The organism is Flavobacterium sp. (genome assembly GCF_044349645.1).
Taxonomy (GTDB): domain Bacteria; phylum Bacteroidota; class Bacteroidia; order Flavobacteriales; family Flavobacteriaceae; genus Flavobacterium.
Genome location: NZ_JBIKQP010000007.1, coordinates 54,406 through 71,042 on the forward strand (window position 1 = coordinate 54,406; position 16,637 = coordinate 71,042).

14 protein-coding genes are annotated in these 16,637 nt (G+C 33.4%); 7 read left to right on the plus strand and 7 right to left on the minus strand.

Features of this window, described 5'->3' with window-relative positions; translation table 11 throughout:
- Positions 1–3: 3 nt before the first annotated feature.
- The 3 genes from AC9UFV_RS02770 to AC9UFV_RS02780 form a co-directional block, all read right to left on the minus strand.
- Positions 4–3,414, minus strand: coding sequence for a DUF8818 domain-containing protein (locus tag AC9UFV_RS02770; protein WP_509572530.1), 3,411 nt, complete (start codon positions 3,412–3,414; stop codon positions 4–6).
- 85 nt (positions 3,415–3,499) lie between these two features.
- A complete protein-coding gene (locus tag AC9UFV_RS02775; RefSeq protein ID WP_509572532.1) occupies positions 3,500–4,759 on the minus strand; it encodes an aspartate kinase in 1,260 nt (419 codons plus the stop codon).
- A gap of 12 nt (positions 4,760–4,771) precedes the next feature.
- Complete coding sequence (locus tag AC9UFV_RS02780) at positions 4,772–5,251, minus strand: GNAT family N-acetyltransferase (protein ID WP_509572534.1); 480 nt, start codon at positions 5,249–5,251, stop codon at positions 4,772–4,774.
- A gap of 175 nt (positions 5,252–5,426) precedes the next feature.
- Between AC9UFV_RS02780 and fbp the strand changes: the two genes are divergently transcribed.
- From fbp to AC9UFV_RS02800, 4 genes are all read left to right on the plus strand, one after another.
- A complete protein-coding gene (gene fbp, locus AC9UFV_RS02785; protein WP_509572536.1) occupies positions 5,427–6,446 on the plus strand; it encodes a class 1 fructose-bisphosphatase in 1,020 nt (339 codons plus the stop codon).
- Positions 6,447–6,545: 99 nt separating this feature from the next.
- Positions 6,546–7,139, plus strand: a complete 594-nt coding sequence (locus tag AC9UFV_RS02790) for a HupE/UreJ family protein (protein WP_509572538.1) — start codon at positions 6,546–6,548, stop codon at positions 7,137–7,139.
- 1 nt (position 7,140) lies between these two features.
- Positions 7,141–7,569, plus strand: coding sequence for a deoxycytidylate deaminase (locus AC9UFV_RS02795; RefSeq protein ID WP_509522415.1), 429 nt, complete (start codon positions 7,141–7,143; stop codon positions 7,567–7,569).
- Between the two features lie 3 nt (positions 7,570–7,572).
- Positions 7,573–9,147 (plus strand): S41 family peptidase, encoded by a 1,575-nt coding sequence (locus AC9UFV_RS02800; protein WP_509572539.1) that lies wholly within the window; start codon positions 7,573–7,575, stop codon positions 9,145–9,147.
- A 10-nt stretch (positions 9,148–9,157) separates the two neighbouring features.
- Here the strand turns inward: AC9UFV_RS02800 and AC9UFV_RS02805 are convergent, their stop codons facing one another.
- Genes AC9UFV_RS02805 through AC9UFV_RS02815 form a run of 3 tightly spaced genes read right to left on the minus strand, consistent with a single transcriptional unit; the run spans position 9,158 to position 10,587 of the window.
- Positions 9,158–9,766 carry an FAD-dependent oxidoreductase gene (locus AC9UFV_RS02805; RefSeq protein ID WP_509572541.1) on the minus strand — a complete coding sequence of 203 codons (609 nt, stop codon included), beginning with the start codon at positions 9,764–9,766 and terminating at the stop codon, positions 9,158–9,160.
- Between the two features lie 7 nt (positions 9,767–9,773).
- On the minus strand, positions 9,774–9,968 hold the full coding sequence (locus AC9UFV_RS02810; protein ID WP_509572543.1) for a hypothetical protein: 195 nt from the start codon (positions 9,966–9,968) through the stop codon (positions 9,774–9,776).
- Between the two features lie 40 nt (positions 9,969–10,008).
- The gene (locus AC9UFV_RS02815; protein WP_509572555.1) at positions 10,009–10,587 is read right to left on the minus strand and encodes a MarC family protein; all 579 of its coding nucleotides are present in this window, start codon (positions 10,585–10,587) and stop codon (positions 10,009–10,011) included.
- A gap of 112 nt (positions 10,588–10,699) precedes the next feature.
- Between AC9UFV_RS02815 and AC9UFV_RS02820 the strand changes: the two genes are divergently transcribed.
- The 3 genes from AC9UFV_RS02820 to AC9UFV_RS02830 all read left to right on the plus strand — a co-directional run bounded on the left by AC9UFV_RS02820 (position 10,700) and on the right by AC9UFV_RS02830 (position 15,171).
- Positions 10,700–11,266, plus strand: a complete 567-nt coding sequence (locus AC9UFV_RS02820; RefSeq protein ID WP_509572545.1) for a DUF3109 family protein — start codon at positions 10,700–10,702, stop codon at positions 11,264–11,266.
- 268 nt (positions 11,267–11,534) lie between these two features.
- The gene (locus tag AC9UFV_RS02825) at positions 11,535–12,512 is read left to right on the plus strand and encodes a ribonucleotide-diphosphate reductase subunit beta (RefSeq protein WP_509572547.1); all 978 of its coding nucleotides are present in this window, start codon (positions 11,535–11,537) and stop codon (positions 12,510–12,512) included.
- Positions 12,513–12,744: 232 nt separating this feature from the next.
- Positions 12,745–15,171, plus strand: a complete 2,427-nt coding sequence (locus AC9UFV_RS02830) for a ribonucleoside-diphosphate reductase subunit alpha (RefSeq protein ID WP_509572549.1) — start codon at positions 12,745–12,747, stop codon at positions 15,169–15,171.
- Positions 15,172–15,231: 60 nt separating this feature from the next.
- Here the strand turns inward: AC9UFV_RS02830 and AC9UFV_RS02835 are convergent.
- On the minus strand, positions 15,232–16,637 hold a 1,406-nt coding region (locus AC9UFV_RS02835; protein ID WP_509572551.1), incomplete at its 5' end, for an Rne/Rng family ribonuclease.

Consider the following 16,637-nt stretch of genomic DNA (forward strand, 5'->3'; position numbering starts at 1 on the left):
TTACTAAAAATAAGCTCTAAGCTGAATGTTTCCTGTGTGGATTGCAATGCTGCTTTCGCTTTTTCTACCTTGATAATTTAAATTAATATCTAAATAATCAGTTAGATTTTTCTGAATCAGTAAGCGCCAAGTAATATTAGAACCCGGCTGTAAACCTTCCAACATTTCATAGGCAACCGGAGTTAAACTACTTCCTACAAAACTATTTTCATACATAGAAAATTCGCCGTTCATGGTTAGTTTTTTTTCTGAAGCATAGTTAAAAGAAGTCCCAAATCGGCTTTGCGCCAATGTTTCTAAGGATCCAATTTTGTTTTTCTTACTTTGATATTCATAAAACAAATCCCAACTCGCATTTTTTGAAAACAAATAGGAAATTTTTGGAGCCAACTGATACCCATTTAAGAGATAGTTTCTTGCTGAATAATTTTCCGATGTCATTTCTGAATTTATAGTTTTCGAACCCAAATTTAGAAGCCAATTTTTTTCATATAAATGAGTGTATTGCAATTGATGCGATTGATTTGAATTTTCTTGTGATCCTACCGAAAGCAAGTTTTTAATTCTACCCATTAGATAAGTATAGGTCATAGAATGCTTTTGTTTGCCCCTGTTAAAAAACAAACTATTTCTAAAACTTGAATTTAATCCCAATAAATTAGTATCATTGGAGCTAAATGGATTAAAATCGAAATCATCACCAAGACGTTTTATTTTTCGTTCACCTACAAAGGCAGTTTGATTGTAGAAATAAGATAAAAAGCGTTTCAGTCCAGTTTCATTTTGCCATTGGCTCATATTAATTGTCACCGATTGAGAGAATTTATTTTGATGGGTTTTTAGGTAAACTTGGTTCGGCAAAAAGATTCTAATGTATTTTGCTTGGTCTATAAAAACGGCTACTTGAAACTCTTCTAAGTCTTGAATTCCATTGTTGTTATAATCACTCCAAGAGTAAATCCCGCGTCCTGGCTCAACCTCAAGGTAGGTAAATTCTTGTTGGGCAATCGCCCCTGAATTGGTTTCATATGCTGTTGTGAGCTGAATTAATTGATTATAAAAACGATCATTATATAACACTCTAGAGTTTAATGAAGGCTCAGCAGTTCGTGATAAATCAGTAAATTTTAAATTTCTATAATTCACAAATACCGATAAATCACGGGTGTCTGTTTTTATTAATTTGGATTTTAAAAAATAGGATTGTGAGTTATTCACTCGTTTTAAAATTCCGCTTTGGATACTATCATTCGACCTATTTAAATAACCCAATTCCACAAAAACTTTCGTGCTATCTCCACGACCAATAAACCCGCCAAATTCAGTAAATTTTTGACTCAATGAAGAAAACAAGTTGGTTGACTTCAATTTTTCCTGATTGTCTTCTAATCGTATTGTTGCTCCCGCCCAATTTTTCTTAAAATGATATTTTATCTGGGTTTGATTTCGAATAAAAACCGAAGTTGAATAATTACTTTCACTTTTCAAAAAGCTGCCTTTATTTTGAATGTTCCATTTTTTCAAATTGACATTTCCACTCAATACTTGACGAGTCCCTGAAAAGCTATCTTTAAATCCTAAATTTTCAAATTGATAGGTAATTGCTCCTTTTTCGGGAAGGTTAAAATTCAATCCTGAAACAAGGTAACTCTGCGTTCCAAATGGATTATTTAAATTCCAATCTCTATCAAATTCAATGGTAAATAATCGCTCAATAGTTCTATATTGCTTTTGAATTAATTGATAATTTGTAAAAAAATCCAGCTTCCATTTTTTAGAAAACAAGCGTTGTTTGAAGTTTATTTTTCCTGCAACACCATGATTGTCAGAATCATCAATGGAAGAAAATAAGTTATTATCGTTATTGCTCACGCCAATTTCAAAATCCACACTAGTTTTTTCAGACGGGTTAAATTTTCCTAAAACAGTTGCAATTTGAAGCTCTGTTGGTGCAATTAATTTTACAATTGGTTCATAATTTCCCTGTGGAATTCCATTTAAAGGAGCTACATAACGATATATTTTCCCAATTGCCGAAGAACTTGATAATTCATAGTTTCCCAAATTATTTCCTACAAGTGAAAATTTCACATTGTACAATTCATCAGTTGAAACGTTAGAATATACAAACACAGAAATTCCATTAACGATCGTTTTTTTATAAAGAATTTTATTTTCCGAATAGCTGTCTAGATAAGCGGATGGAGCCGACATTAAATTTTGGTTGTCACCAGCATTTGCTAATGTTTGAACTTGATCTGTAGATAAATTTTGCTGTAAAGGTTGGTTTTTCATATCATTTTCAGAATATAAAAAACCTCCAATACTCCATTTTTCATGCTCTTGTGTAGCTCCCGCATAAGTAATAAAACTGGTGTAATTTCTATCTGAATATTGGTATTCTATAGAAATTCTCATTTCCGATGTAATAGGAAATATGGAAGTAAATTTAATTTCACCGGCGTTATAATCGATAATGTAATCGCTATTTTCCCCTCGAGTTAGTAGAATTCCATTTACAAAAACGCGTTCAGAACCCGAAACTACCAAAACGTATAATTCTCCATTTGCACCCCGTAATTTATAGGGCCCTTGGTTTCCTTCTTGACCTACAAAAGTGCTTTTTGCATATTTCCCCCTTACTAATGCAGCCGCACCAAACACCGTAGTTTTCGAACTGGTGTTCCCAAATTCAAAACGTGACGACAAACCCTGAACTTTTTTATTGAAATTTAAAAATTTCGAATTTCTATTTTCTAAAAACAAATCTCCGGCTCTAACATTCCATTTATCCGAACTTAATTCGATAAATATTTGATCAAATTCATCTAGTCTCTGAGAATATCCTCCCTCTTGCAACGGAATATTGTTGTCTTGAATGGAAGCTCTTAAAGTAACTTTATCGGATATTTTCCCCGAAATTTGAAGGTCAAGGGCAGAATTTAAAACAGAGTTTTGGTTGTTACCAATAGTTATTCCACGAGTTAAACTTCCGGAAGTTGTCAATCCGTCAAAAGGGACATATTTTTTTTTGTTGGCAAAATTTACTTTGTATAAATCTCCTAAAGTTGCATCGTTACTAACCACTCTACTTCTATCGTATATACTGTATTCTTTAGTTAAAAAATCAGGAAATTTTAGAAACCGAACGGTTAAAGTGTCATTATAATTGGGAAAATCGGGACTAAATGTAAGAAGACTTTTTTGGAAATTGATCTTATAAAATGAAGTATCAATGGATTTTCCTTTGTTATTTTCTAATTTAAAAAAACTAGAATTTAAACTCACGCTGTCCAGCTGAACTCCGTTTTTTGAAGCTACTATTTTTTTGGTTTTATAATGCGTGGAAAATTCTTGAGCCCTGAGCCCTGAGAAGGAGATCAATAATAACAAGTAAAATAACTTTCTCAACATAACTAGTATAACGCACAGACATCAAAAGTAGTGTGTTTTGTTTGAAAAAGCCAAGATTTGAATTTTCAATAACGCAATCGCTATTTTAATTTTCCTCTTTTGTGATAATTTGCATGGTTTCGCGACTCACTTGTTTCAATAAAACCAACTTGTTTTTTTCAACAATTTGTGCTGCTTTTTGATCAAAATGACGAATGGTGAAAAGAGATACATTTTCGTTATAGGAGATTTTAAACTTCTTCGAAAGGATCGATTTTAGTGCGTTAAAATTCCCGAATTTATCGTCAATACAAACAGAAAAACTAATTGCCGAATTTTGAATCAAACTCACTTTCATCTTATATTGATGTAAAAGCGCAAATATTTCACTGATGTTTTCCTCCATTATAAATGAAAAATCTATTGAAGAAAGGGAAAGTAACAATTGGTTTTTCTTTAAAATAAAGCAAGGTAAATGAGGTTCTAAATCAGCACCTTTAGAAACGCTTGTTCCTGGTAAAGTAGGATTTATAAATGACTTTACAAATAATGGAATTTCTTTTTTTTGTAGCGGCTGAAGCGTTTTTGGGTGAATTACCGTTGCTCCGTAAAACGCTAATTCAATGGCTTCACGATAAGAAATCTGATTTAATAACCTCGCATTTTCAAAATAACGAGGATCGGCATTCATCACTCCAGGAACGTCTTTCCAAATCGTTACACTTTCAGCATTTAGGCAATAAGCAAAAATCGCAGCGGTATAATCGGAACCCTCGCGGCCTAAAGTGGTGGTGAAATTATTTTCATCTGAACCTAAAAACCCTTGAGTAACGTTCAGAATTTTTTTCTTTACATTTTTTGAAATTAATTTTTGTGTGGTATCCCAATCCACATTCGCATCACGGTAATTGTTATCAGTTTTAATTAAATTTCTTACATCAATCCATTGGGTTTTAATCCCCATGAATCCCATATAGTGACTGATAATTGTTGTAGAAATTAATTCGCCAAAACTCACAATTTGATCGTAAACAAAATTATAATTAGGAGATTTATTCTGACTTATAAAATGATCTAATTCTGAAAACAATAAATTTACATCTTTAAAAACAGCATTTTTATCGTCTTCAAAAAGATCTAAAAGAATTTGATTGTGGTACTTTTTTACTTCTTGAATTGAAGATTGCAGCTCAGGAGATTTTTCAAAATAGTTTTTAATAACTACTTCAAGCGCATTTGTAGTTTTCCCCATAGCAGAAATTACTAACAAAACATCCTCAAAACCAACAGTTTGCAAAACACTGTGAACGTTTCTAATTCCTTCAGCATCTTTTACCGATGCACCTCCAAATTTAAATATTCTCATTTCTTAAGATAATTATATTTTGTTTTTCTCTAAAAAAGCGTCAATTCCTTTTTCGTCCATTTGGGCCACAAGCCAATCTTTAAAAACCTTAGCGCCTGATTTTTCGTAAAACTCAATCGCAGGAGTATTCCAATCCAATACATTCCATTCAATTCTTCGAACGCCATCACATTTGCCTTGAGCAATCACCTCGGAATACAATTTGAATCCCAAACCAGAACCTCGTTTTTCTTCCTTAACAATCAAATCTTCAAGGTGAATTGTCTTACCTTTCCAAGTTGAATATCGGTAATAATACAACGCCATTCCTATAATTTCTTCCTTTTCTTCGGCAATAAAAGTATGAAACAATGGGTTTTCTCCAAATCCATCGCGCTCTAAATCGGCAACAGTTACAACAACTGCATTAGGTTCTTTCTCAAAAGTGGCTAGCTCTTTTATGAGTCCCAAAACCGCTGGCATGTCTTCAATTCTTCCTTTTCTAATGTCCATTAAATAATCTTATAGGTGTAGAATTCTTAATTTTAAATTGGTTAAAAAACAGTTTTAAAATTTAAATTGCAAATTAAACAGCAAATATACAAATCTGATAAACTATCTGATTAATTTAGGTGCATTATAACAAAAATAACGATATTTGTTGAAAATTAACTACAACGTTATAGTAATGGAACAACGCAATAGAACACTGGGAGAATTTATTATAGAAAACCAAAATTCGTTTCAATATTCATCAGGGGAATTGTCAAGAATTATCAATTCTATTCGATTAGCTGCTAAAGTCGTAAACTATAAAGTAAATAAAGCCGGATTAGTCGATATTGTAGGTGCTGCAGGCGAGCAAAATATTCAAGGCGAAGACCAACAAAAGCTTGATGTTTATGCTAATGAGATTTTCATTCAAACACTAATTAATCGAGAAATTGTTTGCGGGATTGCTTCCGAAGAAAACGATGAATTTATTACCGTTGCAGGAAATGACAATTGTCATAATAACAAATATGTAGTGCTAATGGATCCGCTTGACGGGTCTTCAAATATTGATGTGAATGTTTCATTAGGGACCATTTTTTCAGTATATCGTAGAGTTTCACCAGTGGGTACACCCGTCACTATGGAGGATTTTCTTCAACCAGGAATCAATCAGGTTGCTGCCGGTTATGTAATTTATGGCACATCAACCATGCTAGTTTATACTACTGGCGACGGCGTGAACGGATTTACATTGAACCCTGCGATTGGAACTTTTTATCTTTCTCATCCTAATATGAAATTTGCCGATAACGGAAATATTTATTCTATAAATGAGGGAAATTACATCCATTTTCCGCAAGGAGTAAAAGATTATATTAAATATTGCCAAACCGAAGAAGGTGACAGGCCCTATACTTCAAGATACATTGGAAGTTTGGTTTCTGATTTTCATAGAAACATGATTAAAGGGGGAATTTACATTTATCCAACGAGTTCAAAATCGCCAAAAGGAAAATTACGGTTGTTATACGAATGCAATCCAATGGCTTTTATTGCCGAACAAGCTGGCGGAAAGGCTTCGGATGGATTTACTAGAATCATGGAAATTCAACCAAAAGAATTGCATGAAAGAGCACCATTTTTCTGTGGAAGCAGCAATATGGTCAATAAAGCGGAAGAATTCATGCATCTTGCAAAATTGAGTAAATATTAATTTCTGAATTTTATTATTAAGCTAAAGCAAAAATCCGTTTCTATTATTTTCAAAATAATTCGTAAGTTTGACATTCATTAAATCTCTAAAACATTACCTATGTCGGATTTTTGGATTTACTTCGAAGTTGGAATGCGTCATGTATTAAACCTATTTTCCTACGATCACGTAATGTTCTTGATTGCGTTAAGCGTTCCATATGTATTTAAAGATTGGAAAAAAGTTTTGCTTTTAGTTTCCCTTTTCACCGTTGGTCACACACTTGCAATGTTACTTTCAGTTTATGAAATTATAGTTGTAAAAGTGGATATTATTGAATTTTTAATACCAATCACAATATTAATTACAGCATTTTTTCACCTTTTTACAGCTGGAAAATCAGCTAAAAATGAAAGTATAAGCATTATTGGGGTTATCACGTTATTCTTTGGAATTATTCATGGTTTAGGATTTGCAACGTATTTCAAATCAATTATTGGCGAAGCCTCAGATTCGAAATTGCTTCCACTTTTAGAATTTGCTACGGGAATTGAAGTTGCACAGATTATTGTTGTTTTTGTAACATTAATAGCAGCTTATTGTGTGCAAACACTTTTTAGATTATCAAAAAGAGATTGGACTTTAGTGATGTCTTCATTTGTAATTGGTGTAGTTTTGCCAATGATAATTGAAAGTAAAATTTGGATTAGATAAAATGGAAAAAACGAAATTAAATAAATACGATAAAGCCTATCTTAGAATCGCATCTGAATGGGGACAACTTTCATATTGTAAACGACGTCAAGTGGGAGCCATAATTGTTCGCGATAAAATGATTATTTCCGACGGTTACAACGGTACGCCATCTGGGTTTGAAAATTGTTGTGAAGATGAAGAAGGGTTAACCCAATGGTTTGTACTTCACGCTGAAGCAAATGCGATTTTAAAAGTAGCTCGTTCAACTCAAACTTGCGATGGAGCAACGCTGTATGTTACCCTTTCGCCATGTAAAGAATGCAGTAAACTTATTCACCAATCTGGGATTAAAAGAGTAGTTTATCAAAATGGATACCGCGACGATTCGGGGCTTCAATTTTTGATAAAAGCAGGAATAGAAGTAGAACAAATTTCGGATTTAGATTAATAAATGAAAATCAACCCCAACTATTACCCTGTATTATTTTTTGGAACTTTAGCATTAGGAATACTGCTTGGGGCAACGCTTAATTTTCCTCAACAAGGTAATTTATCCGCTTCTGATAACCATAGAAATAAGCTCAATAAATTAATTGATTTTATTGATAATGAGTATGTTGACAAGGTAAACACCGATTCCATAGTTGATTTAGCGGCATCCAATATCCTTGATAAATTAGATCCACATTCTGTTTATGTTCCAAAAAGCGAGCAAACGCAGCTTGCAGAAACTATGAAAGGTGATTTTGTGGGAATTGGAGTTAATTTTTATATGTTAAATGATACTATTGCCATTGTAAATCCAGTTAAAGACGGACCTTCTGAAAAAGCCGGAATAAAATCGGGGGATAGAATTTTGTATGCCAATAAAGAAAAATTATTTGGAAGAAAACTAACTTCTGAAGATTTATATTCAAGATTGAAAGGAGAAAAAGGGACAGATGTTGTGCTAACAATTTATAGAAAAAGCGAAAATAAAAAATTTCAAATCCAACTACAACGAGATGTTGTTGCTATTGAAAGCGTTGCAGCATCAGTTATGATTAATCCAACTTTAGGATATATAAAAATCAATCGATTTGCCGAAACTACGCATGACGAATTCAAAAAAGGATTATTGCAATTAAAACAACAAGGTGCAAAATCATTGGTTATTGACGTTCGAGATAATGGTGGTGGTTACATGGAAATTGCTGCTGAAATTGCAGATGAATTATTAAAAGACAAGCAATTAATTGTATTTACAAAAAACAAAAAAGGCAAAATAGAAAAGACTTACGCCACTGAGGACGGAGAATTTGAATCAGGGAAAGTTTATATTTTAATAAATGAAAGTTCTGCATCAGCAAGTGAAATTTTAGCTGGTGCAATTCAAGATAACGATCGTGGAACGGTTATTGGCAGACGATCCTTCGGAAAAGGTTTGGTTCAACGAGAAATGAATTTCCAAGATGGTTCTGCGGTTCGACTTACTATTGCTAGATATTACACTCCTACGGGGCGCTCAATTCAAAAGCCATATGAAAAAGGAATTGGCGATTATAATAGCGATTTCGATAAGCGATTGAATAATGGCGAATTGTATAAAAAAGACAGTATGAAAGTCGATTTAAAGCTGAAGTATAAAACTCCAAAAGGGAAGATTGTATATGGCGGTGGCGGAATTGTTCCCGATATTTTTGTTCCATTAGAAGTAGAACATGGTGATGAAGGAGTAATCTATTTAATGCAATCTGGAGCGACGGGCTATTTTGTTTTTGAAGAATTAGACGTAAGGAGAAAGCAATTCCAGGGATTGAAAATGACTCAATTAGTTTCGAAAATCGAAAACTCTGATATTTATTATGAAAATTTCAAAAAATATTTGTCGAAAAACGGCTTGGATCTTAAGTTAGAAAAAGATAAAAAATTGGTAAAAAGATATTTAACAGCTGAATTTGTAAGACAATTATTAGGAGAAAATTATTACTATTCGCTACTACTTAAGGAGGATTCGATGATTAAAAAAGTGCAAACTTTAAAATAAGAATCGTTACTTATTTTTGAATTTTGTCGTGACTTTGAGATTGAATTCTGTTATTCCACAATGTTAAAATATCAGTTGCAACCGCAGCGCCACTACCTGCAGCAATAGAAAGTTGACTTCTCCAACCTGCTAGTGTTCCGGCAACAAAAATACCTTCAGTTACAAGGTGATCGGTATTTTTTAGTTGGATTCGTTGTTTTTCAGGAAGCGTTTTTTTATGTGTTTCCACAAATTCCATCAAGCCATGTATGTCAAAAGTATTAGAATAACCAATTGCCACTACAATTGATTTTGTAGCATAGGAATTTTTATTAGTTACTACTTCAAAATTAGGGAATTTACCTTCAATTCGAATTACTTTTTCACCTTCAATTTGATCAATTTGAGGATATAATTCCGATAATTGGGATATGCTATTTTTTAATAAATCACTTCCTAAAGTCCCAGCGGGAATTCCGTAAGCATTATTAAATAAGGCTTCTTGCAGTGAAGATGTTTTTTGATGAGTAATTATTCCGATTTTTTTATCGGCTACAAAAGGTTTTTTAACTGCCGATCCTAAAACAAGTGCGCAAGACATTCCTGAAACTCCGCCGCCAATAATTAAGGTATCGTACATGGAAGAATTATTTAGAACGTTCTTCAATTTTTTTAGACATTCTAAAAATCAATAGAATTAAAACAGCACAAATTGATGCTACAATTCCTATTAAAGCTACCGAATTTTTACTGTTAAATAAATCCGTGTAATCAAGCAAAGTGATATTAAAAACAATTAGCGCTAAGGCAATAACAACTAATATTGATGTAAAAATTTTCATTTCTGATGTATTTATAAGACGTAAAAATAATAAAAATTAGTTACATAAATAAACCTTTAACATTACTGGCAAATAATTTAACAGCAATTGCAAGAAGTACAATTCCAAAGGTTTTACGGATAACACCTAAACCGTTTTTTCCCAACATTTTTTCAATTTTTGCGGACGATTTAAGCACAATGTAAACCACAATAATATTAAACAAAATTGCAATTACAATATTTTCTGTTGAATATTGAGCTTTTAATGAAAGTAATGTGGTCATGGTTCCAGCGCCAGCAATTAATGGAAATGCAATTGGAACTATTGAGGCCGAACTTGCCTCTTCATCACGGTAAATTCGAATTCCTAATATCATTTCTAATGCTAAAAAGAACAATACAAAAGAACCTGCTACTGCAAATGAATTTACATCAATTCCGATAAGTTTTAATAGACCTTCTCCGGCAAACAAAAACACAATCATGATTATCCCTGCTACAATAGATGCTTTTTCAGATTCGATATGCCCGTGTTTACTTCTCAAATTAATTATAATAGGAATAGTTCCTACAATATCAATTACAGCAAAAAGCACCATTCCAACAGTTGCAATTTCTTTAAAATCGAATTCCATAATATGTCTGATTTAGAGCACAAAAGTAATTATTTTCGAAGGAAACTAATTGTAATTTTTGTTATTATTATATTATTTTATCGGGGCAATTCAAAACAATAGTTATCTTTGCGGCATGTTTCAAATAGGAAAAACCATAGTGTCTGAGGACATACTTGAAAAAGAATTCGTCTGTAATTTATCAGCTTGTAAAGGAGCTTGTTGCGTTGATGGAGATGCAGGAGCACCATTAAGTCAAGAAGAAACTTTAATTATGGAATCTATTTTTCCAAAAGTGAAACCCTTTTTAAGAAAAGAAGGAATTGACGCAATTGAAGCTCAAGGCACTTGGACTAAAGGGAAAGAAGGCGATTTAGAAACACCATTAGTTGACGATAAAGATTGCGCATACGTTATTTATGATGGAGTAACCGCGCTTTGCGGAATTGAACAAGCCTACAACCAAGGAGTAATTGATTGGAAAAAACCTGTTTCTTGTCATTTGTATCCAATTCGAGTTAAAGATTTTACCGAATTTGCCGCCGTAAATTATGACAAATGGGAAATTTGTGACGACGCCTGTTCTTTAGGAAAAGAATTAGAAGTTCCTGTTTATAAATTTGTCAAAGAAGCCTTAATTCGTCGTTTTGGTGATGACTGGTATTTGGAACTTGAAAAAGTTGCTGAAGAAATTAAAAAATAACCACCCCATTTTTGTTCGATCTTTTCCTCAATTCAAAAATATATAATTCCTAGATTTTACGGGACTTTAAGATTTTTTTACTTTTTTAAAATATTGATAATCAATTCATTAAAAATAATTTTAAAAAATATCTGATGTTAATATGATTGTTAAAAACTATTGTTAATTGTGAATAAGTTTGCTTTTTTAAACCGCAATAATTCACAATCTTTGTAGTTCAGATTTTAATAATAATTCAACATTTTAATTAGATAAAAGTCAACCAATTATGTCATTAGTAGAACCAATTTTACAAGAAAACAAGAATCGCTTTGTGATTTTCCCTATCAAGCACCATGATATATGGGAATGGTATAAGAAAATGGAGGCTAGCTTTTGGACTGCCGAAGAAATTGATTTGTCTCAAGATATTAATGATTGGAACAATAAATTAAACGACGAGGAGCGCTATTTTATCAAGCATATATTAGCATTTTTTGCCGCATCTGATGGAATTGTCAATGAAAATTTAGCCGAGAACTTTGTAAATGAAGTTCAATATGCTGAAGCAAAATTCTTTTATGGGTTCCAAATTATGATGGAGAACATTCATAGCGAAACGTATTCGCTATTAATCGATACTTATGTAAAAGACGAATCAGAAAGAGACGAGTTATTCAACGCTTTAGAAGTTTTTCCTGCGATTAAGAAAAAAGCAGATTGGGCTTTAAAATGGATTGAATCGGATTCATTTGCTGAAAGATTAATTGCTTTTGCAGCTGTTGAAGGAATTTTCTTTTCGGGAGCATTTTGTTCAATTTACTGGTTGAAAAAACGTGGTTTAATGCCAGGATTAACCTTTTCAAATGAGTTAATTTCTCGTGACGAAGGAGTTCACTGTGACTTTGCAGTGCATTTGCACAACCACCATTTGGTAAATAAAGTGCCTAAAACAAGAATTCGTGAGATTATTGTGGATGCTTTAAATATTGAAAGAGAGTTTATTACTGAATCACTTCCTGTAAGTTTAATTGGTATGAATGCCGCTTTAATGACTCAATATTTAGAATTTGTTGCTGACAGATTATTAGTTGAATTAGGTTGCGATAGAGAATACAACACCTCAAATCCTTTTGATTTTATGGATATGATTTCTCTTCAAGGAAAAACCAATTTCTTCGAAAAGAAAGTGGCAGAATACCAAAAATCAGGAGTAATGAATACCGATTCTCAAGCTCAAAAAATTAGTTTCGACGCTGATTTTTAATACAAAATTCTAAACCATTCAAAGTTCCATTTTTGAAATGATTATTCGAAATTACCAATGCATCTGTAGCTTTTAGCCCGGATAGTAGTGAAAATCCTTTTTATTTTTTTAAATAAAAAGATTGAAACGGATAGCCGGATTGGCTCCAAAAAAGAGGCTGAAATGAATTCAGTTTAAATTACAAATAACCAAAACAGCGAAGGGATTTTCTGTTTTAAAAAATTAAAAAATTATGTACGTAGTAAAAAGAGATGGCCATAAGGAGCCAGTAATGTTCGACAAAATCACAGATAGAATTAAAAAACTATGCTATGGTTTAAACGATTTAGTTGATGCAGTAAAAGTCGCAATGCGAGTAATTGAAGGGCTTTACGATGGAGTATCTACGTCAGAATTGGATAATTTAGCTGCTGAAACTGCAGCGTCAATGACCATTGCACACCCTGATTATGCACAATTAGCTGCGCGTATAGCGATTTCTAATTTGCATTCAAATACCAAAAAATCGTTCTCGGAAACCATGAACGATATGTACAATTACGTAAATCCTAGAAACGGACTTTCTGCACCTTTACTTTCAGAAGAAGTGCACAAAGTGATCATGGAAAATGCGGAATTTTTGGATTCACATATCATTTACAATAGAGATTTTAACTATGATTATTTTGGGTTTAAAACCCTAGAGCGTTCTTATTTATTGAGAATTAATGGAAAAATTGTGGAGCGCCCGCAGCACATGTTAATGCGTGTTTCTGTTGGAATTCACTTAGACGATTTAAAATCGGTGATTGAAACTTACGACTTAATGTCGAAAAAATTCTTCACTCATGCCACTCCAACATTATTCAACGCAGGAACACCAAAACCACAAATGTCTTCTTGTTTCCTTTTAGCGATGCAAGATGATAGTATCGATGGAATTTATGACACGTTAAAACAAACAGCTAAAATTTCGCAATCGGCGGGTGGAATTGGACTTTCAATTCACAATGTTCGTGCGACAGGATCTTATATTCGAGGGACTAACGGAACGTCAAACGGGATCGTTCCAATGTTAAGAGTTTTCAATGATACCGCACGTTACGTTGATCAAGGTGGAGGAAAACGTAAAGGGAGTTTTGCAATTTATATTGAAACTTGGCATGCCGATATTTTTGATTTCTTGGATTTGAAAAAGAATACAGGGAAAGAAGAAATGCGTGCAAGAGATTTATTTTTTGCAATGTGGACTTCCGATTTATTCATGAAGCGAGTACAAGAAGATGGAAACTGGACTTTGATGTGTCCAAACGAATGTCCAGGGCTTTATGATGTTTATGGAGATGAATTCGAAGCATTGTATACTTCATATGAGGCTGCTGGAAAAGGAAGAAAAACAATCAAAGCACATGAATTGTGGGAAAAAATTCTAGAATCTCAAATTGAAACTGGAACGCCATACATGCTTTACAAAGATGCAGCGAATAGAAAGTCAAACCAAAAAAATCTTGGAACTATTCGTTCTTCTAACTTGTGTACAGAAATCTTAGAATTTACTTCTAAAGATGAAATTGCCGTTTGTAATTTGGCTTCTATTTCTTTACCTATGTTTGTTGAAGACGGAAAATTCAATCACGATTTATTATACACTGTTACCAAACGAGTAACTAGAAACTTAAATAAAGTAATCGATAGAAATTATTATCCAGTTAAAGAGGGTGAAAATTCTAACAAACGCCACCGTCCAATTGGATTAGGAGTTCAAGGACTGGCAGATGCTTTTATCATGTTGCGCATGCCGTTTACAAGCGATGAAGCTAAGAAATTGAATCAAGAAATCTTTGAAACGCTTTATTTTGCCGCGGTAACCGCTTCAATGGAAATGGCTACAGAAGAAGGACCGTATTCAAGCTATGAAGGGTCGCCGATATCACAAGGAGAATTCCAACACAATCTTTGGGGGATAAAAGACGAAGAGCTTTCAGGGCGTTGGGATTGGGGTGCTTTACGTAAAGAAGTGATGAAAAACGGGGTGAGAAATTCGCTTTTAGTTGCGCCAATGCCTACTGCTTCAACTTCACAAATATTAGGAAATAACGAAGCTTTTGAGCCGTATACTTCTAATATTTATACCCGTAGAGTTCTTTCCGGAGAGTTTATTGTGGTTAACAAACATTTATTGGAAGACTTAGTAAAACTAGGGCTTTGGACAGAGACTTTGAAACAAGAATTAATGCGTGAAAATGGATCGGTTCAGAACTTGAATATCCCTCAAAACTTGAAGGATTTATACAAAACGGTTTGGGAAATGTCAATGAAAGACATAATTGATATGTCACGTCACAGAGGTTATTTTGTGGATCAATCGCAATCGTTAAACTTATTTATGCAAAATGCCAATTATTCTAAATTAACATCAATGCACTTTTATGCTTGGCAATCAGGATTAAAAACGGGAATGTATTATTTAAGAACAAAAGCAGCGGTAGACGCCATTAAATTTACCCTAAATAATGATAAAAAAGCTGAGCCTATTGAAGTTCAAGAACAAGAAGTAAAAGAGCCAGTAGCAGCGCCTGTAGAAACTCAAGCAGTTGAAATGACTCCTGAAGAGTACCGAGCGATGATAGAATTGGCTAAAAACGCAGGTCCTGAGGATTGCGAAATGTGTGGTAGTTAATACATAATTCACAATAAATCATAAAAAAACCGCTATTCAATCGAGTAGCGGTTTTTTGTTTTAATCATTGATCACATTTCCTTTTTTATCAAAGAAATGATATTCAAAGTACGTGTAAGCGTCACGTGGTATTATTTTTACCCATTTTTTATATTCAAAAAACCATTTTGAACGAATGGATGGGAATCCTTTTGTAAGGTAAGCGCCTACAAATGGGTGCACGTTAAGTACAACATTTGGATGCGTTTTTACAATTCTATCTAGATCAGAAATAATTCTGTCGATAATTAAAATTGGAGCTTCAATATCCCCTTTTTCATTGTTGGGATCTTCTTCTCTAGTTTCAATATTTACTTCTGGTCGGACCCTTTGTCTTGTTATTTGGACTAATCCAAATTTACTTGGGGGTAATATTTTATGTTTTGCTTTGTCATCACTCATTTCTTCTTTTAAGAAATCGTACAACACTTTTCTGTTTTCTGGATCTGATAAATCGATAAAATCTACTACTATAATTCCTCCCATATCACGCAGACGTAATTGTCTTGCGATTTCTGCGGCAGCAATCATGTTCACTTCCATGGCTGTTTCTTCTTGATTAGAAGATTTATTGGAACGATTTCCGCTATTCACGTCAATAACGTGAAGGGCTTCGGTGTGTTCAATGATTAGATAAGCACCTTTGCTCATCGAAACATTTTTCCCAAATGAAGTTTTGATTTGTCTCTCTATATTGTATTTCTCGAAAATTGGAGTGTCGTTAGATTGATAAAACTTAACGATTGATGATTTTGAAGGGGCTATTTCTTGCAAATAGTCCTTGGTTTGGTTGTACAACTCTTCATCATCAATTTGAATTCCCGTGAAGGAATCATTAAAAACGTCTCTTAACATAGAAGAAGCTTTGTTAAGTTCTCCTAAAATTTTGGACGGATGATGAGCGGTTGGTAATTTTTTACACATTGCAGTCCATCTGTCTAACAGGTTCTGCAAATCTTTTTCTAATTCGGCTGTATTTTTGCCTTCGGCTACTGTTCTCACAATAACTCCAAATCCTTTTGGCTTGATGGATTGTACTAATCGTTTTAGACGCTCTTTTTCTCCTTTTATTTCTATTTTTTGTGAAACAGAAACTCGGTCAGAAAAGGGAACGAGAACAATAAATCTTCCGGCAAGAGAAAGCTCAGAGCTAATTCTTGGTCCTTTTGTAGATATTGGTTCTTTAACGACTTGTACTAAAATTGACTGGTTAGGACTTAGAATGTCTAAGACTGTTCCATCTTTATCAATTTCTTTTTCAAACTGAAAGTTTTTAAGGTTGAAATCCTTTATTTTACCTGCGCTTACAAGCTTTATGAACTTCAGTTGGGAAGCAAGATTAGGTCCTAAATCGTGATAATGTAAAAAGGCATCTTTATCGTGGCCTACATTTACAAAAGCAGCGTTAAGTCCAGCAACTGGTTTTC

Bases quoted from the DNA above. Each gene is read 5' to 3' on its own strand.
- AC9UFV_RS02770 (WP_509572530.1), bottom strand. From the start codon at position 3,414: ATGTTGAGAAAGTTATTTTACTTGTTATTATTGATCTCCTTCTCAGGG.
- AC9UFV_RS02775 (WP_509572532.1), bottom strand. From the start codon at position 4,759: ATGAGAATATTTAAATTTGGAGGTGCATCGGTAAAAGATGCTGAAGGA.
- AC9UFV_RS02780 (WP_509572534.1), bottom strand. From the start codon at position 5,251: ATGGACATTAGAAAAGGAAGAATTGAAGACATGCCAGCGGTTTTGGGA.
- fbp (WP_509572536.1), top strand. From the start codon at position 5,427: ATGGAACAACGCAATAGAACACTGGGAGAATTTATTATAGAAAACCAA.
- AC9UFV_RS02790 (WP_509572538.1), top strand. From the start codon at position 6,546: ATGTCGGATTTTTGGATTTACTTCGAAGTTGGAATGCGTCATGTATTA.
- AC9UFV_RS02795 (WP_509522415.1), top strand. From the start codon at position 7,141: ATGGAAAAAACGAAATTAAATAAATACGATAAAGCCTATCTTAGAATC.
- AC9UFV_RS02800 (WP_509572539.1), top strand. From the start codon at position 7,573: ATGAAAATCAACCCCAACTATTACCCTGTATTATTTTTTGGAACTTTA.
- AC9UFV_RS02805 (WP_509572541.1), bottom strand. From the start codon at position 9,766: ATGTACGATACCTTAATTATTGGCGGCGGAGTTTCAGGAATGTCTTGC.
- AC9UFV_RS02810 (WP_509572543.1), bottom strand. From the start codon at position 9,968: ATGAAAATTTTTACATCAATATTAGTTGTTATTGCCTTAGCGCTAATT.
- AC9UFV_RS02820 (WP_509572545.1), top strand. From the start codon at position 10,700: ATGTTTCAAATAGGAAAAACCATAGTGTCTGAGGACATACTTGAAAAA.
- AC9UFV_RS02825 (WP_509572547.1), top strand. From the start codon at position 11,535: ATGTCATTAGTAGAACCAATTTTACAAGAAAACAAGAATCGCTTTGTG.
- AC9UFV_RS02830 (WP_509572549.1), top strand. From the start codon at position 12,745: ATGTACGTAGTAAAAAGAGATGGCCATAAGGAGCCAGTAATGTTCGAC.